This is a genomic window from Polaromonas sp., assembly GCF_029945895.1.
Classification (GTDB): domain Bacteria; phylum Pseudomonadota; class Gammaproteobacteria; order Burkholderiales; family Burkholderiaceae_C; genus Polaromonas.
Genome location: NZ_JAQSDL010000084.1, coordinates 42,808 through 66,320, shown reverse-complemented (window position 1 = coordinate 66,320; position 23,513 = coordinate 42,808). Strand labels below are relative to the sequence as shown.

Below are 23,513 nucleotides of genomic sequence, written 5' to 3'. Positions count from 1 at the left end.
CGGGCTGATGCTTGTTGTGATCGTGATCAGGCGAATACGCCTGCGGTGTCTTGCATTCTCGCCGACACCTCGCCCAAATGGTGCAGAGTGTCGCCAAAACTCATCTCCATTTGTGTCAGCCGCTTGAAGTAGTGGCTCACGATGTATTCGTCGGTCACGCCGATGCCGCCATGCAGCTGCACCGCCTGCTGGCCAACAAAACGCATGGAGACGCCGAGCTGGTACTTGGCTCTCGCCATGGCGGCGCGGCGTTCGGCGGCCGGCGCGTTGAGTTTGAGCGAGGCGTAATAACTCATGGAGCGGGCCAGCTCCAGCTGCATCTTCATGTCGGCCACGCGATGCCGCAGCGCCTGGAAGCTGCTGATCACCACGCCGAACTGCTTGCGCGTGTTCATGTACTCGACCGTGATGGCCAGGGTCTTGTCCATCACGCCGACGGCTTCGGCGCAGGTGGCGGCGATGCCGATGTCGGTGGCATGCTCCAGCGCCGCCAGGCCGTCCAGCGTGATCAGCGTGGCCGGCGCGTCCTGAAGCACCACGTCGGCCGCACGGCCGCCGTCCTGTGTGCCGTAGCCGCGGGTGGTGACGCCCTGGGCCGTGCGCTCGACCAGGAACAGCGCGATCTTGCCCTTGGCCTGCGCCGGTACGATGAAGGCATCGGCCTGGTCACCGGCGGGCACTATGTTTTTGGTAGCTGTCAGCGTCCATCCAGCGCCGGCTGGAGCCGCTTTTGCTTCACAGACATCAAGTTGGTAGCGGGCGGCGCGCTCCTGCGCGGCGAGTACCACCAGCGCTTCGCCGCCGGCGATTTTTGGCAGCCAGGCGGCTTTGACATCGGCGGGTGCGTAGCCGGACAACACAGCGCCGGCAATCAGCGCCTGGGCCAGCGGCTCGAGCACGATACCGCGACCGAGTTCCTCCATCACGACCATGCCTTCCACCGGGCCCATGCCGAGTCCACCGTCGTCCTCCGGAATGTAGAGACCGGTCAGGCCGAGTTCGGCCAGCTGCCCATAGGCCTCTCGCGAGAAACCGCCGGCCTTGGCAATGCCGCGACGGCGTTCGAAGTCGTAAGCCTTGGCTACCCATTTGCCCACGGCATCGCGCAGTTGTTCCTGATCGTCGCTGAAATCAAAATCCATGATGTGTCCTTGTTAACCGAGCACGAACTGCGACACGATGTTGCGCTGAACCTCGTTGGATCCGCCGTAAATCGTGGTCTTGCGCATATTGAAATAGGTCGAGGCCAGCGGCGCGTCGGCCGTGATGCCGCCGGGAAAGTCGCCTTGCCAGCCGGCTTCCATGGCTTCCTCGATGAAGGGCAGGCTGAAAGGGCCGGCCGCCAGCATCATGAGTTCGGTGTAGCGCTGCTGGATTTCACTGCCGCGGATTTTCAGCAGGCCGGCGATGTCCAGCGAGTTCTTGCCGGACTTCTCGGCGGAAAGCACACGCAACACCAGCATCTCCAGCGCCACCACATCGACTTCCATCTTTGCGATTTCGTCGCGGAAGCGCAGATCGTCATAAACGCCCTCGGCTCTGGCGACGCGTTTGAGGCGTTCAAGCTCGCGCTTGGCGCGGTTCACGTCGGCAATGTTGGTGCGCTCGTGGCTGAGCAGGTGTTTGGCGTAAGTCCAGCCCTTGTTTTCCTCGCCGACCAGGTTCTCTGCCGGGACTTCGACGTTGTCGAACCAGACCTCGTTGACCTCGGCCTCACCGTCGAGCAGCACGATGGGGCGCACGGTCACGCCGGGCGACTTCATGTCGATCAGCAAAAAGGAAATGCCGGTCTGCGGCTTGCCTTCGGTACTGGTGCGCACCAGGCAGAAAATCCACTCACCGTACTGGCCCAGCGTGGTCCAGGTTTTCTGGCCGTTGACGATGTATTTGTCACCCTGCCGTTCGGCGCGGCATTTGACCGAGGCCAGGTCCGAGCCCGAACCCGGTTCGCTGTAACCCTGGCTCCACCAGACCTCGCCGCTGGCGATGCCGGGCAGAAAACGTTTCTGCTGCTCGGGTGTGCCAAAGGCCATGATCACCGGCGCCACCATCACCGGGCCAAAAGGCACAACGCGGGGCGCGCCGGCGAGCGCACATTCTTCCTCGAACAGGTGTTTTTGCACCGCGTTCCAGCCGGGGCCGCCAAATTCCTTGGGCCAGCCGTGGCCGAGCCAGCCTTTTTTGCCGAGGATTTTTGCCCAGCGCTGCATGTCGTCACGGCTCAGGCGCAGGGCGTTGTGCACCTTGTGCGAAATGTCGGCCGGCAGATTGGCATGAACCCAGGCGCGAATGTCTTCGCGGAATGTCTGTTCTTCGGGGGTGAAAGCGAGATCCATAAGATGCGTGTCTCCGTGGGGTTCAAGTTACTGCCGCATTTTTAGCACGGTCGTTCGGAATTTTATGTCCCAGTTGGGACAAATAGCGAGCGATTCCGCCTTGCAGAATCGGGCGCAGGCCAGCGTTTTTTGCCGCCCCGGATAATCACTCCACTTTGCCTTCCTACCGCACCATCATCAGCGCCCTCAGTGTCGGCCAGATTCTTGTCTGGGCCGTCATGTATTACGGCTTTTCTTCCTTTGTGCTGCCGATGCAGCGCGACATGGGCTGGAGCCAGCCCGACATCATGGGGGCCTTCACGCTGGGCCTGATGGTCTGGGGCCTGGCGACTTATGCGGTCGGCGCCGCGATTGACCGCGGACGCGGGCGTTTTGTGCTGACCGGCGGGGCGCTGCTCGGCGCGGCCGGCTGTGCCCTCTGGTCGCAGGCGCACAGCCTGCCGCTGCTGTACGCTGCGTGGGCGCTGCTCGGGCTGGCCATGGCGATGACGCTGTACGAGCCCGCTTTCATGGAGATCACCAAACGTTTCCCTGACCGCTACCGCCAGGGCATCACCACCATCACGCTGGTCGGCGGCTTTGCGAGCACGCTCTCCTTTCCCGCCGCGGCGTGGTTGCTGCTCACCCTGGGCTGGCGGCCTGCGCTGCTGGTGATGGCCGGGGTGCTGCTGCTGGTGGCGCCGCTGCATGCCTGGGTGCTGCGCGGCCCCTGGAAGCGCCCCACCGTGCCCGGCACCGTGCCGGCCGGCGCGGTGCTGCAGGACCAGGCGACCTTGCGCCAGGCCATGCAGGGGCGCACCTTCTGGCTGCTGACCGCGACTTTCACGCTGTATGCGTTTGCGCTGTCGACGATCTGGGCGCACCTGATGCCGGCGTTCGAATCGCGCGGGCTGTCGCAGACCGAGGCGGTGGCGGTCATGGTGTGGTTCGGTCCGGCCCAGGTGGCGGGGCGTTTTGCCTTCCTGTGGCTGGGCCGGGGGCTGAACCACCGGGCGCTGGGCCTCGTGGTGCTGGCCTTGTTTCCGCTGGCGCTAGGGATTTTTGCACTCGGCCGCCAGCCGCTGGTGCTGGTGGGGTTTGCCGTGCTGTTTGGGGTGGCCAACGGCCTGATCACCATTGTGCGCAGCAACATCGTTCCCGACTTTTATGGCCGGGAACATGTGGGACGCATCACTGGCGCGATGTCGGGCATTGCACTGTGCACCCGCGCGGCGGCGCCCTTCCTGACGGCCTGGGCCTTGCTGGGGCTGGGCGGCTACACCGGGCTGCTCTGGCTGCTGGTCGGCATGGGTGTGGTGACGCTGGCGCTGTTTGCCCTGGCCAGGCCGCCGCAGCCGCGGGCGTGATCGGGGTTGCGATAATCCATGCACCCATGCCAAACCGGATGCCCCAGCCCAAAAACATCGTGATCCTGATTTCGGGCAGTGGCTCGAACATGGCGGCCATCGTCCGGACCGCGCAGGCGCAGCAGTGGCAGCAGCAGTTCGGTGCCCGGGTTGCCGCGGTGATCAGCAACCGGCCCGACGCGGCCGGGCTGCAACTCGCGCAGTCGCTGGGCGCGGCCACGCAGGTCCTGCGCCACCAGGCGTTTGAATCGCGCGAGGACTTTGATGCCGCGCTGATGGCGCTGATCGACGCCCATGAGCCCGCCCTGGTGGTGCTGGCCGGGTTCATGCGCATCCTCACGCCGGGTTTTGTCGGGCATTACGCGGGGCGGCTGGTCAACATTCACCCGTCGTTGCTGCCGGCCTTTACGGGCCTGAACACGCACCAGCGCGCCATTGATGCGGGTTGCCGCGAGGCCGGTTGCACGGTGCACCAGGTGACGGCCGAGCTGGACCACGGGCCCATCCTGGCGCAAGCGGTGGTACCGGTGCTGCCGGACGACACCGCAGACACGCTGGCCGCGCGTGTGCTGGTGCAGGAGCACCTGCTGTACCCCCAGGCGGTGCACGACTGGCTGCAGGCGCAGCCCTGAGCGGCGGCGGATACAAAAAGATACCCGAGTACCGGACGCGGTTGAATCCAGTCGCCCAGCGCGGCCGTATCCAACACAGCCGTTGATGTCCCATCCTGGATGTCGGCTTTTTGTTCAACTTCAAAGGGTATCTACATGCAAACGAAACACAAACTGGCGTCCATCGGTCTCGCCGTGGTCATGTCCATGGCTGCGGCTTCTTCCTTCGCCCAGGTGATGGTCGGCGGCGCGCCCATGCTGGCTTCGAAAGACATCATCGACAACGCCGTCAATTCCAAGGACCACACCACCCTGGTCGCCGCCGTCAAGGCCGCCGGCCTGGTCGAGACCCTGAAAGGCCCCGGCCCGTTCACCGTGTTTGCGCCGACCAACGCCGCCTTTGCCGCGTTGCCTGCCGGCACCGTGGACACGCTGCTCAAGCCAGAGAACAAGGCCACGCTGAGCGGCATCCTGACCTACCACGTGGTGGCCGGCAAGATGGACGCCGCCGCACTGACCAAGGCGATTGCCGCGGGCAAGGGGTCGGCATCGCTGAAAACCGTGGCTGGCGGCACGCTGACGGCCAAGGCCATGGGCGGCAAAGTCATGGTGACGGATGAAAAAGGCGGCTCGGCCACCGTGACCATCGCCGACGTGTACCAGTCCAATGGCGTGATCCACGTGGTCGACAAGGTGCTGCTGCCGAAGTGATGTCCGCTGCGCCTGCCCCCGGGGCCGGCCTGGAATGAAAGGCCCCCGCACGGTGTGCGCCGCGCGGGGGCCTTGTCTGTTGGGACCTTGTTTCAGGCCTGTGCCAACTGGTGCAGCGCCGCCCCGACAATGCTGGCCGCGTCCACACCGAAGAAACCGCGCAGGGCTGCACGCGTGTCGCTGCGGCCGAAACCGTCGGTGCCCAGCGTCAGGTAACTGCGGCCCGGTGGCAGGAAGGCGCGGATGCTTTCAGGCACAGCGCGAACGTAATCGGTGGCGGCAATGATGGGGCCTGCGCTGTCCTTGAGCTGTTCTGCGATGAAGGGCGCGGACGCCGGCTGGCCCTGAAGCGCGCGCTGCTGGCAGGCCGCGCCGTCACGCGCGAGTTCGCTCCAGCTGGTCACGCTGTACACCGTGACGTCGATGCCGCGTTCGGTCAGCTGCTGTGCCGCCTTGATGACCTCGGTCAAAATCGCGCCGGAGCCCATCAGCGTCACGTTTTCAAGCTTTTTCGGGCTCCGGCCCTTGTCGGATGTGCGTGAATAGCTACCAAATTTATAGCAACCGCGAACGATGCCGGCTTCCGAGCCGGGCCGCAGATCGGGCTGGGCATAGTTCTCGTTCATCAGCGTGACGTAGTAAAAAACGTCCTGCTGCTCCACCATCATTTCCTGTGTACCCCGGTCGATGATGACGGCCAGCTCGCAGGCGAAGGCCGGGTCGTAAGCCTTGCAGTTGGGAATGGTCGCGGCCACCAGGTGGCTGGAGCCGTCCTGGTGCTGCAGGCCCTCGCCGCCCAGCGTGGTACGGCCCGAGGTGGCACCCAGCAAAAAACCGCGCGCGCGCTGGTCGGCCGCGGCCCAGATCTGGTCGCCGACGCGCTGGAAGCCGAACATGGAGTAGTAAATGTAGAAGGGCAGCATGGCCAGCCCGTGCACGCTGTAGCTGGTGGCAGCCGCCGTCCAGCTGGCCAGGGCGCCGGCCTCGCTGATGCCTTCTTCCAGGATCTGTCCGTCCAGCGCCTCGCGGTAACTGAGCACCGAACCGATGTCTTCCGGCGCGTACTTCTGGCCGACGCTCGAATAAATGCCGACCTGTTTGAACAGATTGGCCATGCCGAAGGTGCGTGCCTCGTCGGCGACGATGGGCACGATGCGCGGGCCGAGTGACGCGTCTTTCAGCAGGCCGCCCAGCATGCGCACAAAGGCCATGGTGGTGCTCATCTCCTTGCCGTCGGCAGCCAGCGCAAAGTTGGCGTAGGCGGGCAGGGCCGGGATCGCCACCGTTTCGGCATGGGTGTCGCGTTTGGGCAGATAACCGCCTAGCGCGGTGCGTCGGGCATGCAGGTACTGCATTTCCGGGCTGTCTGCGGCCGGCTTGTAAAACGCCAGCTGCCGGGCCTGTTCGTCGCTGAGCGGCAGGTTGAATCGGTTGCGGAATTCGAGCAAGTCGTTTTCGTCAAACTTCTTCTGCGAATGTGTGGTCATCTTGCCCTGGCCCGCGCTGCCCATGCCGTAGCCTTTTTTGGTGTGCGCCAGGATGACTGTGGGCTGCCCGGTGTGCTTGGCTGCCGCGGCGTAGGCGGCGTGGATTTTCACCAAGTCGTGGCCGCCGCGTTTGAGCCGGTCGATCTGCTCGTCCGTCATGCCTTGCGCCAGGCGCGCAAGCTCCTCGTTCTGGCCGAAGAAGTTGTCGCGGTTGAAGCGGCCGTCTTTCGCGGCAAAAGTCTGCATCTGGCCGTCCACCGTGTGGGCGAAGGCCTGGGTCAGCGCGCCCGTCAGATCGCGCGCAAACAGGCCGTCCCAGTCGCTGCCCCAGACCAGCTTGATGACGTTCCAGCCCGCGCCTGCAAACAGTTTTTCAAGCTCGTCGATGATGCGGCCGTTGCCGCGCACCGGGCCGTCCAGCCGCTGCAGGTTGCAATTGACGACCCAGACCAGGTTGTCCAGGCCTTCGCGTGCGGCCAGCGTCAGCGCGCTCATGGATTCGGGCTCATCCATCTCGCCGTCGCCGAACACCCCCCACACTTTGCGCCCGGCGCAGTCCAGCAGGCGGCGGTGCGTGAGGTAATGCATGAAACGCGCGTGGTAAATCGAACTGATCGGACCGATCCCCATGGAGCCGGTCGGGAACTGCCAGAAGTCCGGCATCAGGTAAGGGTGCGGGTAGCTCGACAGGCCTCTGGCCGAACCGTCGCCTTGCCTGGCCGCAGAGAGTTCCTGCCGGTAAAAACCCAGATCCTTCTCGTTGAGACGGCCCTCGAGGTAGGCACGGGCATACACGCCGGGCGCGCTGTGCGGCTGGAAAAACACCAGGTCTCCCCTGTGCTGGCCTTCGCCGAGTCCTTCACGCGCATGGAAAAAGTGGTTGAAGCCGGTTTCGAACAGGTCGGCCGCGCTCGCATAACTGGCGATGTGGCCGCCCAGCTCGGCCGATCCGCCGGACTCGGCCTGGTTGGCACGTACCACCATGGCCAGGGCGTTCCAGCGCATCAGCGAGGCCAGCCGTTCTTCCATCGCCAGGTCGCCGGGAAACACCGGCTGCTCGTTGACCCCCACGGTGTTGACATAAGGGGTGGCAAGTTCCGGCTTCCAGCCGATACGCTGCTCGCGTGCGAGCCGGGCCAGCTCATCCAGCAGGTAACGCGCCCGGGCCTGGCCCTGCGTCGCGGCCAGCGCCATGAACGCTTCGCGCCATTCGGCGGTTTCCTGCGGATCGGTGTCGGGTGTGGTCAGGGCAGCTGGCTGCAGGGCGTGGAGGGGGACGGGTGCATTCATACTCTCAATATAGGCCGATGGCCCCCCTATGAGCTGTCAAAATGCGCCGTCAAGGGCCTTGTTAACGGCATAAAATGCTGCAAACTGGAGAGATGAAGCGCCATGAAGCTGGATGCACTGGATTTGCGGATACTCGACGAACTGCAGCGCGACGGTTCGCTGTCCAATGTAGAGTTGGCCAGGCGCGTGCATTTGAGCCCGTCCCCCTGCCTGGCCCGGGTCAAAGCGCTGGAGGCGGCCCGGGTGATCGACCGTTATGTGGCGATCGCCAATGCCGCCGCACTGGGGCTGGGTCTGAGTGTGTTTATTTCCATCAGCCTGCGCTCGCAAAACAAGGACTCGCTCGCCGGGTTCGAGCGGCGCATTGCCGAGCACGACGAGGTCATGGAGTGTTACCTGATGACGGGCGACAGCGACTACCTGATCCGCGTCGCCGTGGCCGACATCGCTGCGCTCGAAAAATTCATCCTCGAGCAGCTCACGCCGATTCCGGGCATTGAAAAAATACGCTCGAGTTTTGCGCTCAAGCAGGTGCGCTACAAGACCGCGTTGCCGCTGCCTGCGCCCTGACGGGGGTGTTCCTGGAGCCCGGCTTGTGCGGCCGGATCCAGCAGCTGTGCCTGCGTTTCGCTGGTCAGGGCCGGGTGCGAGACTTCGATCGCATTGATTTTGGCGACCAGGTCTTCCCGCCTGGCACCGGCCTCCGCCGGAACGCTCGCAGGTTCGCCGCCAGCATCGACAAACTGGACGTAACGCCTCGGTCCCGACGTCATTCGCCGCAAGCGGGTTTTGAGGCTGTCGATGATTTGCTGCCCGGTCTGGTCGCCGGGGTTGCCATGCCAGATGGCCATGTGCAGGTTGAAGGCGTTGGGGTCGTCCAGTTTTTCGGACAGGCGGATGCAGTCGGCCTGGATTTTGGTGGCGACTTCGGTGACGGCCTCGCGGTTGACCGGGCCCTCAATCAGCATCAGAAAGAGGTTCTCGTCGTAGCGAACCACTGTGTCCATGTCGCGTGCAGCCCGGCGCAGGATTTCCCCGACGCGCGACAGCGCGGTGCTGCGCTTGTGATCGCTCAGTTCGTCCGGGCTGGGGGCCTGGTCGAGCCAGCTCAGCATGATCAGGCCGCATTCCGAGCGTTTGCGACGCGCGCGCACCAGCATTTGCGCCAGCCGGTTGTCGATGACCCGGGGCAGCATCAGTCCGCTGGCCGGATCATAGGTAGCGAGGGCGGCTCCGCGCTGGTTGGAAAACAGTGCCGCCCGGCTGCGCCACGCCAGCACCAGGAAGATCCAGAGCAGCCCGACCATGGCCGACAGGACACCGGCGGCCTGTGCCGCCTCGACGTTCTGCACCCAGCCCGCGTTGTGCGAAAGCCGGGCCAGCGCCGCCAGCGCGATGGGCGCCGTGCCCACCAACAACAACAGGTTCCACGCCTGCCCACGCAGGGACATCCACACCAGGCTGCCGAGGATCGCCAGGGTGGCCAGTGCCAGCCACAGATTGCGCAGGTCGCGCGGGATGAAGTCCCGATCAATTGCCATCAGCCCGGCCATGAGCAGGCTGCCCGCCGCGACCGTGGCCAGCAGCCGGTAAATCCGCGGGTGGGCGCTCCTGGCGTAACTGGCCTGGGCGCAGAACCATGCCCCGGCGGCCATGCTCAGCGCGGCCGAAACCCAGCCCATGACCTGGTTGAGGTGAGCACTGCCTGGCCAGATGCGCCAGCCGCCATAACCGATCAGCACCAGCTGCGTGAACATCAGCGTCACCACCACGGCGCAAAACCACAGGAACACACGGTTGCGCGCCATCGCCAGAGCGGCCAGGCTCAGCGCGGCCAGCACGCTGAACATGCCCCACATCAGGCCGATCACCACCCCCACCCGGGACGCGCCGTCAACGTACTCCACGGGAGACAGCAGCATGGGCTGCCCGGTGAGGGCCCGGTTGTTCTCAAAGCGCATGTAAAAGGTCTGTACGCGATCCGTGCGGGTTTGCAGTTCAAAGCTGGGCACACGCGTGCGCAAGGACCAGTCGGCCGGCGCAATCACTTCGCCGGCGGACTGGACCAGCCACTCGTCCCGGGGACCACGGGAAAAAAGGCTGGCCTTGATGAGCGCCTGGCCCGGCAACCGGATGAACCAGGTCTGAAGCGACTCGGTGGCCGGCAACGAGAAGGTGGCCCAGACGTCATGCTTGCCGGAGGTGGGTAGCTCCGTGCCGTCGGCGTAGGGCTGCAAGGGCCACGGGCCGGCGGCGGTGAAGGCGTCAGGCGAGGTGATGCTGCCTTTGGGCACGGCCACCCACTGCAGCGGTTCAGCCAGCGTGATGGTGACGCTGTCGCTGTAAAGACGGCCAAAGTCCTGCGTGTGGCCTGCCCGCAGCACCAGGCCAAGCAGAACCAGGAAAAAAACGCGCAAGCTGGCCTTTCCGAACATTCGCATAGCTTATTGCATAAGTGTCGCTTGTCCGATAGCGGTCCGCCCGGTCATCACGATGTCACAGGAAATGACCCCCATGCGTCTTTTCTCAACAACGGATATCACATGCCCTGTTTTCGCTTCACCCGAGTCCGTCGCCTGACGATGCAGCCGGTTCTTGCTGCGCTGGCGGCCGCACCGCTGCAGGCACAGACCGCCTACCCGGCCACGCTGGCCTGCCACGCACTGCTGCCAGCACAGTCCTTCATGGCCGCGCCCAAGGACGCCCCGCAGGATCTCAGGAACGCCGGAAAATTCACCACCGGCAAACGCGTCGAGGCTTTGGGCACGGTCCAAGGCCTGTCGGCCGGACGCCCTACCGGCGTGTCGCGGCCATTCAACGGTCAGCCTCTTCAAGGCCATTCGGGCATCACGCCGGGTGCACCCGGTGGCGTGGTGGATTTCCAGGTGCGTCGCTCCAAGGGATTTGAAGGCATGGCGTCCTCGAAAGACGGCAGCAAGCTGTATGCGCTGCTCGAAGGCGCCTTGTGGGACACGTCCACCAAGGGCAACGAAAAACTCGACGGCAGGGACTACCTGCGCGTGCTTGAGTTCGATGTCAAAAGCGAATCCTGGACCGGCCGCCACTGAAAGTATGTGCTGGAAGGCGCCAGCCATGCGATCGGCGACTTCAACATGATCGACGGCACGACGGGACTGATCATCGAACGCGACAACGGCGAAGGCACGGCCGACAAGGCTTGCCCGGAAGGCCAGAAACACCCCGACTGCTTCCATGGCCTCGCCAAATTCAAGCGCGTCTACAAGATCGAGCTGAGCCAGGCCAATGTCGGCGCGGCGGTGCGCAAGATTGGCTACATCGACCTGATGGTGATTGCCGACCCGAACAGGCTGGCGCGCAAGCCGCTGAACAATGGGGTGTTGACTTTTCCCTTCTCACGATCGAAAACGTGGATGTGGTGGATGCCACGCACATCATCGTGGGCAATGACAACAACCTGCCGTTTTCGAGCAGCCGCGAGCCGAACAAGGCCGACGACAACGCGCTGATCCTGCTGGAAGTCGGCGACTTCCTCAAGGCGCAGTGACGGGGGCAGGGCGCAGATGCTATTGAATCAATAGCTGCTTGCGCCCGTCCTTGCTGGGCTGGAGGCCTGTGGGGGGCTGAGGGAGGCCTCGGAATCTATATTTTCGACTGGAACACCAGGCCCGCGTGTTCACGCAGCGCGTGGAAGCGGATCTTGGGCCACTGCTGTTCCACCGCACGCAAGGTGGCGCTGTGGTCCACCAGCAGCGTGGGCGCATCCACCGCGTCAAGTGCCACCCGGTGCGCATTGGCGTCGATGAATTTTTTCAGCTCGTTCGGGTCGTCGCAGGTGACCCAGCGCGCGAGGTTGAAGTTGCTCGGCATGATGCGCGCCTTGACGCCGTATTCGTGCTCGAGCCGGTGCGCCACCACTTCAAACTGCAGCTGGCCCACCGCGCCCAGCAGCAGCAGGGAGCCGGCAATCGGCCGGAACACCTGGATCGCGCCTTCCTCGCCGAGCTGGGTCAGGCCGGCACGCAGCTGCTTGCTGCGCAGCGGGTCGGCGACCTCGACTGCACGGAACATTTCCGGCGCGAAGAAGGGCAGGCCGGTGAACTGCAGCGCCTCGCCTTCGGTGAGCGTGTCGCCGAGCTGCAGGATGCCGTGGTTCGGAATGCCGATGATGTCGCCCGCAAAAGCGGTGTCCAGCAGTTCGCGGCGCTGGCTCATGAAACTCACCACGGTGTTGGGCCGGATTTCCTTGCCGCTGCGCACCACCTTCAGGCGCATGCCGCGTGTGAACTCGCCGCTGGCCACGCGCAAAAACGCGATGCGGTCGCGGTGCGCCGGGTCCATGTTGGCCTGGATCTTGAAGACCACGCCCGAGAATTTCTTCTCCTCCGGATGCACCACGCGCTGCAGGGCGCTGCGGTCGGCCGGCGCCGGTGCCAGGTCGACCAGCGCGTCCAGCACTTCCTGCACACCAAAGTTGTTGATCGCCGAGCCGAAAAACATCGGGGTCTGTTTGCCGGCGAGGAACGCGGCACGGTCAAACTCCGGCGAGGCGCCTTCCAGCAGTTCGAGCTCGCCCTGCGCCTGGCTGAACTCGGCACCAAAACGCCGGGCCGCTTCGGCGTTGTCCAGGCCGGCCAGGATCTCATCGTCGCCGCCGGCCTTGTCCTCGCCGGGACTGAACACACGCATGCGCTTTTCGCGCCGGTCATAGACCCCGTGGAACAGCTTGCCCATGCCGACCGGCCAGGTGAAGGGCACGACCGTCATGCCGAGCTCCTGCTCGATCTCGTCCATCACGCTCATCGGGTCCTGCACCTCGCGGTCCATCTTGTTGACAAAGGTCAGGATGGGCGTGTTGCGGGCGCGGCAGACCTGCAGCAGGCGCCGTGTCTGCGGCTCGACGCCATTGGCCGCGTCGATCACCATCAGCGCAGCGTCCACCGCGGTCAGCACGCGGTAGGTGTCTTCCGAAAAGTCCTGGTGACCGGGGGTGTCCAGCAGGTTGATCACGCAGTCGCGGTATTCCATCTGCATGACCGAGCTGGCCACCGAGATGCCGCGCTGCTTTTCGATTTCCATCCAGTCGGAGGTGGCGTGGCGCGCGGCCTTGCGCGCCTTGACACTGCCGGCGATCTGGATCGCGCCCGAAAAGAGCAGCAGCTTTTCCGTCAGCGTGGTCTTGCCGGCGTCAGGGTGGGAGATGATGGCAAACGTGCGGCGGCGCTTGACCTGTTTTTCGATTTCAGTGGATTCGGACATAACCCACGATTATCGTTGACCAGCTAAGACGCCCACGCTTTTCACTGCGAGTCATACGTTGCGCCCCGAGGGGGCTGGCCTTGCCTGGGGCGGCCCTGCGCTGCGGCCGCTTCTGTTTTTAACCAGCTTGCCGTGTAAAGCGTGGTTGCCTCACGCCGTCGATCACCACCTCTTCATTGAACATCGCGGCCGGTCGCACCCACAGGCCATGCTCGCCGTAAAGCGCCCGGTAGAGCGTCAGCGGTTCGAGGGTTTCACTGTGGCGCACCGTGCCCACCACTTCATACAGCATGCCCTTGTAATGACGGTACAAGCCGGGCGGGGTGGTGATCAGCGGGGGAAGGTTGTCAGGCATGGTCATCCAGATGCAAAAAGGCGTGCTGCGGGCCCGCAGTGGGACAATAGGGGGATGCATCCTAACGCCTTACTCGACAGTTGTGCCACGCTTCTCAAGCAGGTCCTCAGATTTGAACACCCCGCCGACATGGTGGTGTCGCGCCATTTTCGTGAACAGCGCCTCGGCCCGCGCGAGCGCGCGACCGTGGCCGAGACGATTTACGGTGTCCTGCGCAAAAAAAATCTCTACACCTATCTGGCCCAGCACGGCAGCGGCCCGACCGAGCGGCGCCTCGCCATTCTGGGTTTTGCAGCCGAACGCGATTTCCTGCTCGGTGCCCTGACGGACCAGGAAAAAGACTGGCTGTCGCGCTGCGACCAGGTCAAGCCGGACGACCTGATGGAGCCGCACCGCCACAACCTGCCGGCGTGGCTGGTCGAGCCACTCAAGGCCCAGCTCGGCGACGACTTCTGGCCGCTGGTGGAAAGCCTCAATGCGCCGGCCGGGCTGGACCTGCGGGTCAATACCCTGAAAGACAAGCGCGCCGACATCCAGAAGGAGCTGGCCAAGGCCGGCATCAAGGCCGTCGCCACGCCGTATTCCCCCTGGGGGCTGCGGCTGGCCGGTAAACCGGCGCTCAACAAGCTGGACGCGTTCACCCGCGGCGCGATCGAGGTGCAGGACGAGGGCTCCCAGTTGCTCGCCTTGCTGGTCGATGCCAAACGCGGTGAAATGGTGGTGGACTTCTGCGCCGGCGCAGGCGGCAAGACGCTTGCCCTGGGCGCCAGCATGCGCAACACCGGCCGGCTCTACGCCTTTGACACCTCGGGCCACCGGCTCGACGCGCTCAAACCGCGGCTGGCCCGTAGCGGTCTGTCCAATGTCCACCCGGTGGCGATCGCGCACGAGCGGGACGAGCGCATCAAGCGCCTGGCCGGCAAGATTGACCGGGTGCTGGTCGATGCGCCCTGTTCGGGCCTGGGGACCCTGCGCCGCAACCCCGACCTCAAATGGCGGCACAACCCCCAGGCCATTGAGGAACTGACCGCCAAGCAGACCGCCATCTTGCAGAGCGCCGCAAGGCTGCTCAAGCCGGGCGGACGGCTGGTGTATGCCACCTGCAGCATCCTGCGCGAGGAAAACGAGGCGATCGCCGAGGCCTTCAGCGCCGCGAATAAAGAATTCGCCGTCCTTGAAACCGGACCCTTGTTGACCCATCTAGGGGTAGAAAAGGCGGAAACACTCTGCCGGGGTCCCTACCTGCGGCTCTGGCCCTACCTGCATCAGACGGACGGGTTTTTCGCCGCGGTATGGCAAAAGATTTGATATATTTGACGGAAAAAGAAGGCGAGTAAGCCGAAGTTTCCGGTTAATCGGCGATTTTGTTCGTTTTTTGCCGGTTTTGGTGCGGGTGCTCCGGCTTGATGTTTGGCACGGGCCCAATTACAATGGAAAGTTGTCCGGCGCAGCCTCCGGAGACAACTTTGATATGCGTGGCTGGTGACTGTTTAAAGGATTCTCATGGTCTTGTTTGATGCCGCCCTTGACTGGCTGGCCAATGGTTTGCTCGCCGCCAGCTGGTGGCAAATTGTGCTGTACACCCTGGTGACGACCCATATCACCATTGCCAGCGTGACGATTTATCTGCACCGCCACCAGGCGCACCGCGCGATGGACCTGCACGCCATCCCCTCGCATTTTTTCCGCTTCTGGCTCTGGCTGGGTACCGGTCAGGTCACCAAGGAGTGGGTGTCCATCCACCGCAAGCACCACGCCAAATGCGAAACGGCGGAAGATCCGCACAGCCCGCAGGCCTACGGCATCAAGAAGGTGTTCTGGGAAGGTGCCGAGTTGTACCGTGCTGAAAGCAAGAACAAGGAGACCATGGTCAAGTACGGCCATGGAACGCCGAACGACTGGATCGAGCGCAACCTCTACACCCGTTACAGCTGGCAGGGTGTTGGCCTGATGATGATCATCAATCTGGCTTTGTTCGGCGCAGCCGGTCTGGCAGTCTGGGCTGTCCAGATGATCTGGATCCCCGTGACGGCCGCCGGCATCATCAATGGCATTGGCCACTACTGGGGTTATCGCAACTTCGAGGCGCCGGATGCCAGCACCAACGTCTCGCCCTGGGGCATCATCATCGGCGGCGAAGAACTGCACAACAACCACCACACCTATCCCACCTCGGCCAAGTTCTCTGTCAAGCCCTACGAATTCGACATCGGCTGGGTGTACATCCGCGCCATGGAAAAAGTCGGCCTGGCGACGGTCAAGAAGGTTCCGCCCCGGCTTCAGCTCGGGGACATCCAGCCTGTGGCCGACGAGAAAACCCTCGAAGCCCTGATTGCCCACCGCTATGAGGTGATGGCCGGCTTTGCGCGTGAACTGCGCCGCGCCGGCAAGGCCGAAATCGAGGCGCTCAAGGCCCGCAAGGCCGACATCTCGGTGCTGCAGACGGCCAACCGCTGGTTGCATCGTGACGATGACAAGGTACCTGCCGCCGCCAAGCCCCAGGTGGCGCAGGCCCGTGCCGAGCACCCGGTGCTCGACAAAATGGTCACCATGCGTGAAGAGTTGCGCCAGATGTGGCTGTCGAGGTCGGCATCGCGCGAGCAGCTGGCTGCCGACCTGCAGGCCTGGTGCCGCCGCGCCGAGGAAAGTGGCATTGCCGCCTTGCAGGATTTTTCGATGAAGCTGCGCGCCGCACGCGCCTGATACCGCTGTCAGGGGGGGGGGGCTTGCTCCCCCACGCTGCAAACCGCCTCGGTGCTCCGCGCCCTGGCGGTTTTTCTTTGGCCCTTGTTCCGCCCATCGACACGGAAGGGGCGGCCGTGAGCAAGTCCGGGAGGCTGCCTTGTTGCGGGACAGCCCTGGGCCCACGCCGTGAAGGCCTGCCGGATGGCCCATGGCGACGGCCGAGCAGACGGGTACGGCCATGAAAAAACCCGCCAGGACACTCGGTCAGGGCGGGTTTTTTCAGGGTGCAGCACAAGTGCTGCAGGTTCAGGCTGAATTACTTCAGCTTGATTTCCTTGTATTCCACATGCTTGCGTGCCTTGGGATCAAACTTCATGATCAGCATCTTGTCGGGCGTGGTTTTCTTGTTTTTGGTGGTCGTGTAGAAGTGACCCGTGCCGGCAGTCGATTCCAGCTTGATTTTTTCGCGTGCGCCTTTTGCCATGATGACTCTCCTTAGATTTCACCGCGGGCACGAAGGTCCACCAGGACCGCGTCGATGCCGAGCTTGTCGACAAGGCGCAAACCGGCGCTGGACGTACGCAGGCGCACCCAGCGGTTTTCCGTCTCGACCCAGAAACGGCGGTATTGCAGATTAGGCAAAAACCGGCGCTTGGTTTTGTTGTTCGCGTGAGAAACGTTGTTTCCCACCATCGGGCCTTTGCCCGTAACCTGACAGACGCGTGCCATGAGCACTCTCCGTATAAAAAAAGAAAAAAAGGGATGCTGGCACCCGTCGGATACTCAGCCAAGCCTGCGATTATAACCTGAAAACCAGCAGCCCTCAAGTCTCAAGTTTCCTGCGGTGAAGGCGGAGAGCCTGATGGCCTGCCGTTCCCCGGAAAAAATCAAGCAGGGGCCGCAGGGCCGGCTTCACCGGTCCGCAGGCGTAGCGCGCCCTCGGGGGGCAGTGCAGTACGCGAGGCGACAAGCGTGGAGGCCTAACTCTGTTCCAGAAAACGCTGGGCGTCGAGGGCCGCCATGCAGCCGGTGCCGGCACTCGTGATGGCCTGGCGATAGACATGGTCCTGTACGTCACCGGCGGCAAAAACGCCAGGCACGCTGGTCATGGTGGCAAAGCCCTGCAAGCCTGCGCGGGTGACGATGTAACCGTCCTTCATGTCCAGCTGGCCGGCAAAAATGTCGGTGTTCGGCTGGTGGCCGATGGCGATGAAACAGCCCTGTACGGGGAGATCTTCAGTGGCACCGGTTTGCGTGTGTTTGAGCCGCACACCATTGACACCGGCGGCATCCCCCAGCACTTCATCGAGTGTCTGGTGCAGCTTCAGCACGATCTTGCCGGCAGCCACCTTTTCGTGGAGCTTGTCGATCAGGATGGCTTCGGCCTTGAACTTGTCACGCCGGTGCACCAGGTGGACCTTGCTCGCAATGTTGGACAGGTACAAGGCCTCTTCCACCGCGGTGTTGCCGCCGCCGACCACGCAGACTTCCTGGTCGCGGTAGAAAAAACCGTCGCAGGTGGCACAACCCGACACGCCCCGGCCCATGAAGGCCGTCTCGGAGTCCAGGCCCAGGTATTTGGCGGACGCACCGGTGGCGATGATCAGCGCGTCGCAGGTGTAGGTGCCGCTGTCGCCGGTCAATGTGAAGGGACGCTGGCTGAAGTCGACCTTGTTGATGTGGTCGAAGATGATTTCTGTCTTGAAGCGCTCGGCATGTTCCAGAAAACGCTGCATCAGCGCCGGGCCCTGTACGCCCAGCGGATCGGCTGGCCAGTTGTCCACGTCCGTGGTGGTCATCAGCTGCCCCCCTTGCGCGATCCCGGTGATCAACACCGGGTTGAGGTTGGCGCGCGCCGCATAAACAGCCGCGGTGTAGCCTGCGGGGCCAGACCCCAGAATGAGAACTTTAGAATGTCGCATGGTGAAAATCTGTAGGGGAAAGCATTTGAACTCAGTTAGAGTCGGGGCTGACCACAGGGTTTAAAACCCCCGATGGGCGTAAATAGTTGGCACAACACACGCTATTGTAAGAACCCGTTTCAGAAGTTTGCATCCTGGGGCCCTTGTTCGGGCGCCGGCAGGCTTTTGGAGCCCTTTCACCGCGCGGTCTGGAGAAGTCTGTCATGTCTACGATGGTGTCTAACCTTGAACTGATTCGTCGGGTACCTCTGTTCTCGATGCTGACAACCAGTCAGGCCGAATCCGTGGCCCAGGCCGTGATCAAGCGCCGCTACAAGCGGGGGGAGGCCATTGTCGAGCAGGGCAAGAAGTCCAATGCACTGGCCATCATCCTGACAGGACGGGCGCGCGTCGTGACGACCGATGCACGTGGCCGCGAAGTGATCCTGGCCACACTGCACCCCGGTGACTACGTTGGCGAGATGAGCCTGATCGACAACGAACCCCATTCGGCCACCGTGCGCACCGAAGTCCAGACCGACGTGCTGGTGGTCGGCCGGCCGGAGTTTGCCCGTTGCCTGCCCGAAAACAGTTCCATGGCCTACGCGGTCATGAAAGGTCTGGTGCAACGCCTGCGCCAGGCCGACCGCAAGATTGAATCACTGGCCCTGATGGATGTCTACGGCCGCGTGGCCCGAGCCTTGCTGGAGTCGGCGGTGCCGGACCGCGAGGGAAACACCGTGATCCGCGAGAAGGTCTCGCGCCAGGACCTCGCCAAAATGGTCGGGGCTTCGCGCGAGATGGTCAGCCGCGTGATGAAAGACCTGGAAGAGCGCGGCTTTATCGAGACCCGCGCCGATGGCTCGATGTGGGTCAAGGACAGGCTCAATACCCTGGGCTGACGACAGCTTTTCTGTCACCTTTTTGCGCCGTGCAGGGCAGGTTAACTGAGGTAAGCTCAGTCCTTGCCCTATGACTTATTCGCTTGATACCCTGAACTCCCGAACCTCTGCCACCGCCGGTCCCGCAGGTGGTGTGAAACGCTTCGCGCATGAAGTCAGCCTGATTTTGGGCCTGCTCGCGCTGGTCTTCTGGATCGGAGCCCTGCTCAGCTATTCGCCGCAGGATGCGGCCTGGTCCACCACCGGCAGCACCGAAGCGGCCGGCGCGCTCAAGGCGGGCCAGGCCGTTACACGCAACTGGGGAGGACGCCTGGGCGCGCATCTTGCCGATGCCAGCTATTTCCTGTTCGGTTTTTCCGTCTGGTGGGCGCTGGCTGCGGGGGTGCGCGCCTGGCTGGGCTCGCTGGCGCGCGGTCTGCGTGGCCAGCCGGCGGCCAGCACGGCGTTTGATCGCGTCAGGTTCTGGTCCTGTCTGGCGCTGCTGCTGCTGGCCAGCGCGGCGCTCGAATGGTCGCGGCTGTACCGCTTTGAATTCAGGCTGCCCGGCCATGCAGGCGGGGTGTTGGGTTACCTGGCGGGGCCCGCCAGCGTGAAGTGGCTGGGTTTCACAGGGTCCGGCCTGGTCTGGATTGCTGTCGGCGTGATTGCGGTGTCTGTGGTGTTTGCTTTTTCCTGGGCTCACACGGCCCAGCGCATAGGCGCATGGCTGGACGAGCTGATCGAGTCGCGCCGCGAAAAACGCGAGATCGCCGAGGATCTGGCCGTGGGCCGCGTCGCAGCCCGCGAACGCGAGGAAGTCCTGCAGGAAGAACGCACCGAGATCGAGGAGCATCACCCGGTGCCGGTTCTGATCGAGCCGACGCTGGTCGAGATTCCAAAAAGCGAGCGGGTTGCCAAGGAGCGGCAAAAGCCGCTGTTCAGCGAGATGCCCGACTCCAAGCTGCCTCAGGTGGATCTGCTCGACGGTGCGCTGATACGTCAGGAAACCGTGGCACCCGAGACGCTGGAGATGACCTCGCGGCTGATCGAGAAAAAGCTCAAGGACTTTGGCGTGGACGTGCGTGTCGTGGCAGCGGCGCCCGGTCCGGTCATCACGCGGTACGAGATCGAGCCGGCCACCGGTGTCAAGGGCGCGCAGATTGTCAATCTGGCCAAGGATCTGGCCCGTGCGCTCAGCCTGGTGTCCATCCGCGTGATCGAGACCATTCCCGGCAAGAACTACATGGCGCTCGAGCTGCCCAACGCCAAGCGCCAGTCCATCAAGCTCAGTGAAATTCTGGGCTCGCAGGTCTACAACGAAGCCAAGTCCATGCTGACCATCGGCCTGGGCAAGGACATCAGCGGCGCGCCGGTGGTGGCCGACCTCGCCAAGATGCCGCATTGCCTGGTGGCCGGCACCACCGGCTCGGGCAAGTCGGTCGGCATCAACGCCATGATCCTGAGCCTGCTCTACAAGGCCGATGCCCGTGATGTGCGCCTGCTGCTGATCGACCCGAAGATGCTCGAGATGAGTGTTTACGAAGGCATTCCGCATCTGCTGGCCCCGGTGGTGACCGACATGCGCCAGGCCGCGCACGGCCTGAACTGGTGTGTGGCCGAGATGGAAAAACGCTACAAGCTGATGAGCAAGATGGGTGTGCGCAACCTCGCCGGCTACAACGTCAAGATCGACGAAGCCAAGGTGCGCGGCGAGTTCATCTACAACCCCTTCAGCTTGACACCCGAGCAGCCCGAGCCGCTGGAGCGCCTGCCCTACATCGTGGTTGTGATCGACGAGCTGGCCGACCTGATGATGGTGGTCGGCAAGAAGATCGAGGAGCTGATCGCCCGGCTGGCGCAAAAGGCGCGCGCTGCCGGCATCCACCTGGTGTTGGCCACCCAGCGCCCCAGCGTGGACGTGATCACCGGCCTGATCAAGGCCAACATTCCGACGCGGCTGAGCTTCCAGGTCAGCAGCAAGATTGACAGCCGCACCATTCTGGACCAGATGGGCGCCGAAGCGCTGCTGGGCATGGGCGACATGCTGTACATGCCCAGCGGCACCGGTTTTCCGATTCGCGTGCACGGCGCCTTTGTCAGCGACGATGAGGTGCATCGCGTCGTTGCCTATCTGAAGCAGCAGGGCGAGCCCAACTACATCGACGGTGTGCTCGAAGGCGGTACCGTGGACGGCGAGGGCGACCTGCTGGGTGACGGCAACGGCGGCAGCGAGGGCGACAAGGACCCGATGTACGACCAGGCGGTCGAGATCGTGCTGAAAAACCGCAAGGCCTCGATCTCGCTGGTGCAGCGCCACCTCAAGATCGGTTACAACCGTGCCGCCCGCATGCTTGAGGAGATGGAGAAGTCGGGCATGATCAGCGCGATGTCGGGCAGCGGGCAGCGTGAAATTCTGGTGCCCGCACGCGCCGAATGACGACAGCGGGGCATTTACCGCAGCGATACATTCTTCAGGCAACCAATGCCCGTCGCATGAGTCCCACAAGCACTGTTCACCCAACGGGGCTTACCCCTCCATTTGCCATGATCCATTCCCTTCCATTTCCCGCCCTCGCCGCCCGCCGCCCCCTGGGGGGCGCATTCCGGGCCGCATCGGCCGCTTTTCTGGCTGTTTTTGCCATCGCTGCCAGCGCGCAGGTGAACACTGCCAACGGCCTGGAAAGCCTGGAGGCTTTTGTCAAGAACACGAAAAGCGGGCGCGCTGTGTTCACCCAGGTGGTGACCAGCCCCGCGCGCGAAGGGCAAACCGCCAAGACAAAGACCTCCAGCGGCAGCTTCGAATTTTTGCGGCCCAACCGGTTCAAGTTTGTCTACAAAAAGCCGTTCGAGCAAAGCATCGTGTCCGACGGCCAGACCCTGTGGCTGCACGACGTGGACCTGAACCAGGTGACCGCCCGCAAACTCACGCAGGTGCTCGGCGGCACGCCCGCCGCCGTGATCGCGGCGGCGGCAGACATCAAGGCCTTGCAGGCCGATTTCACCCTGGTGCCGCAGCCCGACCGGGCCGGACTCGAGTGGGTCCAGGCCTCACCCAGAACCCGGGACGGCCAGGTGCAGAGCATCACCGTGGGTTTCAGGAACACCGGCAAGGGCAGCGAGCTGGCGGTGCTGGAAATCCTCGACAGCTTCGGCCAGCGCTCGGTGATGACCTTCACCCAGTTCGAGGTCAATCCGGCCCTGGGCGCCAGCGTATTCGAGTTCAAGCCGCCTGCCGGCGCGGACGTGATTCGCCAATAGAACAAACAGAAGAAGACAGGCATGGCCGCTCTCGACGGGACCCCTTTCGGGCAGGACGCCGATGCCCGGGCCGCGGCCCCGCTGGCCGAGCGCCTGCGTCCGAAAAACCTCGGTGAGGTGATCGGCCAGCAGCACCTGCTCGGCGCGGACATGCCGCTGCGTATTGCCTTTGAGTCGGGCCAACCCCACAGCTGCATCCTCTGGGGCCCGCCCGGCGTGGGAAAGACCACGATCGCACGATTGATGGCCAGCAGTTTCGACGCCCACTTCATCACCATTTCGGCCGTGCTGGGCGGCGTCAAGGAAATCCGGGAAGCGGTCGAGCAGGCCAGCATCTGGCAGGGGCAGGGCGGCAAACGCACCATCGTGTTTGTCGACGAGGTGCATCGCTTCAACAAAAGCCAGCAGGATGCGTTCCTGCCGCATGTGGAAAGCGGCCTGTTCACCTTCATCGGTGCGACCACCGAGAACCCCTCGTTTGAAGTCAACTCGGCCCTGTTGTCACGCGCCGCGGTGTATGTGCTGCAGCCCCTGGGGGAAGAAGATCTCAAGCAAATCATTGCCAGAGTCCTTGCCGAGAAAGCGCTACCAGCTATCAAAAGCATAGCGTCTGATGCTGCCGGCCAGCTCGTGGCCTACGCCGACGGCGATGCCCGGCGGCTGCTCAACACGCTGGAGTCGCTCAACGTGGCGGCCCAGCGTGAAACAAAGGGCGGCAGCCTGGAGGTCTCGGCGGCCTGGCTGCTCAAGGTGCTGGGCGAACGCATGCGCCGCTACGACAAGGGCGGCGAGCAGTTTTACGACACCGTCTCGGCGTTGCACAAGTCGGTGCGCGGCTCCGACCCGGATGCCGCGCTGTACTGGCTGGTGCGCATGCTCGACGGCGGCGCCGAGCCCAAATACATGGCGCGGCGCCTGATCCGCATGGCCAGCGAAGACATTGGCTTGGCCGACCCGCGTGCGCTGCGGCTGGCGCTGGACGCCGCCGAGGTGTACGAGCGGCTGGGCTCGCCCGAGGGCGAGCTGGCGCTGGCCGAATGTGTGGTCTACCTGGCCATCGCCCCCAAGTCGAACGCGGTATACAAGGCCTTCAACGAGGCGCGCGCCCTGGTGAAAAAAGACGGCACCCGACCGGTGCCGCTGCACCTGCGCAATGCGCCGACCAAGCTGATGAAAGACCTCGACTACGGCAAGAACTACCGCTATGCCCATGATGAGGAGGGCGGCTTTGCTGCCGGCGAAAGCTACTTTCCCGATGGCATGCCGGTCCCGGTGTTTTACCGCCCCGTGAACCGGGGTCTGGAGATCCGGATTGCCGATAAGCTGAATGAGTTGAAGCTGCTGAACAAGCAGAAAAACTAATGAAAAACAAATCCTGCTGATAAAGCCTGATCCGGTTCGATAAATGCGGTTT

Annotated in this window: 19 protein-coding genes and 1 pseudogene; 11 read left to right on the top strand and 9 right to left on the bottom strand. The window is 63.6% G+C overall.

Annotated features, from left to right (window positions below; all coding sequences use genetic code 11):
* Nucleotides 1-26: 26 nt before the first annotated feature.
* Complete coding sequence (locus tag PSV33_RS10970; protein WP_300561574.1) at nt 27-1,142, bottom strand: acyl-CoA dehydrogenase family protein; 1,116 nt, start codon at nt 1,140-1,142, stop codon at nt 27-29.
* A gap of 12 nt (nt 1,143-1,154) precedes the next feature.
* The gene (locus PSV33_RS10965) at nt 1,155-2,336 is read right to left on the bottom strand and encodes an acyl-CoA dehydrogenase family protein (protein WP_300561573.1); all 1,182 of its coding nucleotides are present in this window, start codon (nt 2,334-2,336) and stop codon (nt 1,155-1,157) included.
* Nucleotides 2,337-2,491: 155 nt separating this feature from the next.
* Here PSV33_RS10965 and PSV33_RS10960 point away from each other — a divergent pair, with 155 nt between their 5' ends.
* From PSV33_RS10960 to PSV33_RS10950, 3 genes are all read left to right on the top strand, one after another.
* Nucleotides 2,492-3,682, top strand: coding sequence for an MFS transporter (locus PSV33_RS10960; RefSeq protein WP_300561570.1), 1,191 nt, complete (start codon nt 2,492-2,494; stop codon nt 3,680-3,682).
* Nucleotides 3,683-3,720: 38 nt separating this feature from the next.
* Nucleotides 3,721-4,314 (top strand): phosphoribosylglycinamide formyltransferase, encoded by a 594-nt coding sequence (gene purN, locus PSV33_RS10955; RefSeq protein WP_300561568.1) that lies wholly within the window; start codon nt 3,721-3,723, stop codon nt 4,312-4,314.
* 135 nt (nt 4,315-4,449) lie between these two features.
* On the top strand, nt 4,450-5,004 hold the full coding sequence (locus tag PSV33_RS10950; RefSeq protein WP_300561567.1) for a fasciclin domain-containing protein: 555 nt from the start codon (nt 4,450-4,452) through the stop codon (nt 5,002-5,004).
* 92 nt (nt 5,005-5,096) lie between these two features.
* Here PSV33_RS10950 and mdeB read toward each other — a convergent pair whose 3' ends face one another.
* On the bottom strand, nt 5,097-7,781 hold the full coding sequence (mdeB, locus tag PSV33_RS10945) for an alpha-ketoglutarate dehydrogenase (RefSeq protein WP_300561565.1): 2,685 nt from the start codon (nt 7,779-7,781) through the stop codon (nt 5,097-5,099).
* 102 nt (nt 7,782-7,883) lie between these two features.
* On the opposite strand from mdeB, the gene PSV33_RS10940 reads away from it, so the two are divergent.
* Nucleotides 7,884-8,351 carry an Lrp/AsnC family transcriptional regulator gene (locus PSV33_RS10940; protein ID WP_300561561.1) on the top strand — a complete coding sequence of 156 codons (468 nt, stop codon included), beginning with the start codon at nt 7,884-7,886 and terminating at the stop codon, nt 8,349-8,351.
* Here the strand turns inward: PSV33_RS10940 and PSV33_RS10935 are convergent.
* Nucleotides 8,318-10,198: a 7TM diverse intracellular signaling domain-containing protein gene (locus PSV33_RS10935; RefSeq protein ID WP_300561558.1), complete on the bottom strand. Its 1,881-nt coding sequence runs from the start codon at nt 10,196-10,198 to the stop codon at nt 8,318-8,320. The genes PSV33_RS10940 and PSV33_RS10935 overlap by 34 nt on opposite strands.
* Before the next feature lie 165 nt (nt 10,199-10,363).
* Here PSV33_RS10935 and PSV33_RS10930 point away from each other — a divergent pair.
* A pseudogene (locus PSV33_RS10930) lies at nt 10,364-11,307 on the top strand (esterase-like activity of phytase family protein).
* A 95-nt stretch (nt 11,308-11,402) separates the two neighbouring features.
* On the opposite strand, the gene PSV33_RS10925 reads toward PSV33_RS10930, so the two are convergent.
* A complete protein-coding gene (locus tag PSV33_RS10925; protein WP_300561555.1) occupies nt 11,403-13,019 on the bottom strand; it encodes a peptide chain release factor 3 in 1,617 nt (538 codons plus the stop codon).
* A gap of 118 nt (nt 13,020-13,137) precedes the next feature.
* On the bottom strand, nt 13,138-13,380 hold the full coding sequence (locus PSV33_RS10920) for a DUF1653 domain-containing protein (RefSeq protein ID WP_300561552.1): 243 nt from the start codon (nt 13,378-13,380) through the stop codon (nt 13,138-13,140).
* 48 nt (nt 13,381-13,428) lie between these two features.
* Between PSV33_RS10920 and PSV33_RS10915 the strand changes: the two genes are divergently transcribed.
* Both PSV33_RS10915 and PSV33_RS10910 read left to right on the top strand, forming a co-directional pair.
* Nucleotides 13,429-14,682 carry an RsmB/NOP family class I SAM-dependent RNA methyltransferase gene (locus tag PSV33_RS10915; RefSeq protein WP_300561549.1) on the top strand — a complete coding sequence of 418 codons (1,254 nt, stop codon included), beginning with the start codon at nt 13,429-13,431 and terminating at the stop codon, nt 14,680-14,682.
* A 195-nt stretch (nt 14,683-14,877) separates the two neighbouring features.
* On the top strand, nt 14,878-16,077 hold the full coding sequence (locus PSV33_RS10910) for an acyl-CoA desaturase (protein ID WP_300561548.1): 1,200 nt from the start codon (nt 14,878-14,880) through the stop codon (nt 16,075-16,077).
* A gap of 298 nt (nt 16,078-16,375) precedes the next feature.
* Here the strand turns inward: PSV33_RS10910 and rpmG are convergent, their stop codons facing one another.
* The 3 genes from rpmG to trxB all read right to left on the bottom strand — a co-directional run bounded on the left by rpmG (nt 16,376) and on the right by trxB (nt 17,981).
* Complete coding sequence (gene rpmG / locus PSV33_RS10905) at nt 16,376-16,543, bottom strand: 50S ribosomal protein L33 (protein WP_007863188.1); 168 nt, start codon at nt 16,541-16,543, stop codon at nt 16,376-16,378.
* Between the two features lie 11 nt (nt 16,544-16,554).
* A complete protein-coding gene (rpmB, locus tag PSV33_RS10900; RefSeq protein ID WP_096666509.1) occupies nt 16,555-16,788 on the bottom strand; it encodes a 50S ribosomal protein L28 in 234 nt (77 codons plus the stop codon).
* A 251-nt stretch (nt 16,789-17,039) separates the two neighbouring features.
* Nucleotides 17,040-17,981: a thioredoxin-disulfide reductase gene (gene trxB, locus PSV33_RS10895; RefSeq protein WP_300561546.1), complete on the bottom strand. Its 942-nt coding sequence runs from the start codon at nt 17,979-17,981 to the stop codon at nt 17,040-17,042.
* 203 nt (nt 17,982-18,184) lie between these two features.
* Here trxB and PSV33_RS10890 point away from each other — a divergent pair, with 203 nt between their 5' ends.
* From PSV33_RS10890 to PSV33_RS10875, 4 genes are all read left to right on the top strand, one after another.
* A complete protein-coding gene (locus tag PSV33_RS10890) occupies nt 18,185-18,862 on the top strand; it encodes a Crp/Fnr family transcriptional regulator (protein WP_293595424.1) in 678 nt (225 codons plus the stop codon).
* Nucleotides 18,863-18,932: 70 nt separating this feature from the next.
* A complete protein-coding gene (locus PSV33_RS10885) occupies nt 18,933-21,278 on the top strand; it encodes a DNA translocase FtsK (RefSeq protein ID WP_300561544.1) in 2,346 nt (781 codons plus the stop codon).
* A gap of 107 nt (nt 21,279-21,385) precedes the next feature.
* A complete protein-coding gene (gene lolA / locus PSV33_RS10880; RefSeq protein WP_300561540.1) occupies nt 21,386-22,099 on the top strand; it encodes an outer membrane lipoprotein chaperone LolA in 714 nt (237 codons plus the stop codon).
* A gap of 21 nt (nt 22,100-22,120) precedes the next feature.
* A complete protein-coding gene (locus PSV33_RS10875; protein WP_300561538.1) occupies nt 22,121-23,461 on the top strand; it encodes a replication-associated recombination protein A in 1,341 nt (446 codons plus the stop codon).
* Nucleotides 23,462-23,513 lie beyond the last annotated feature (52 nt).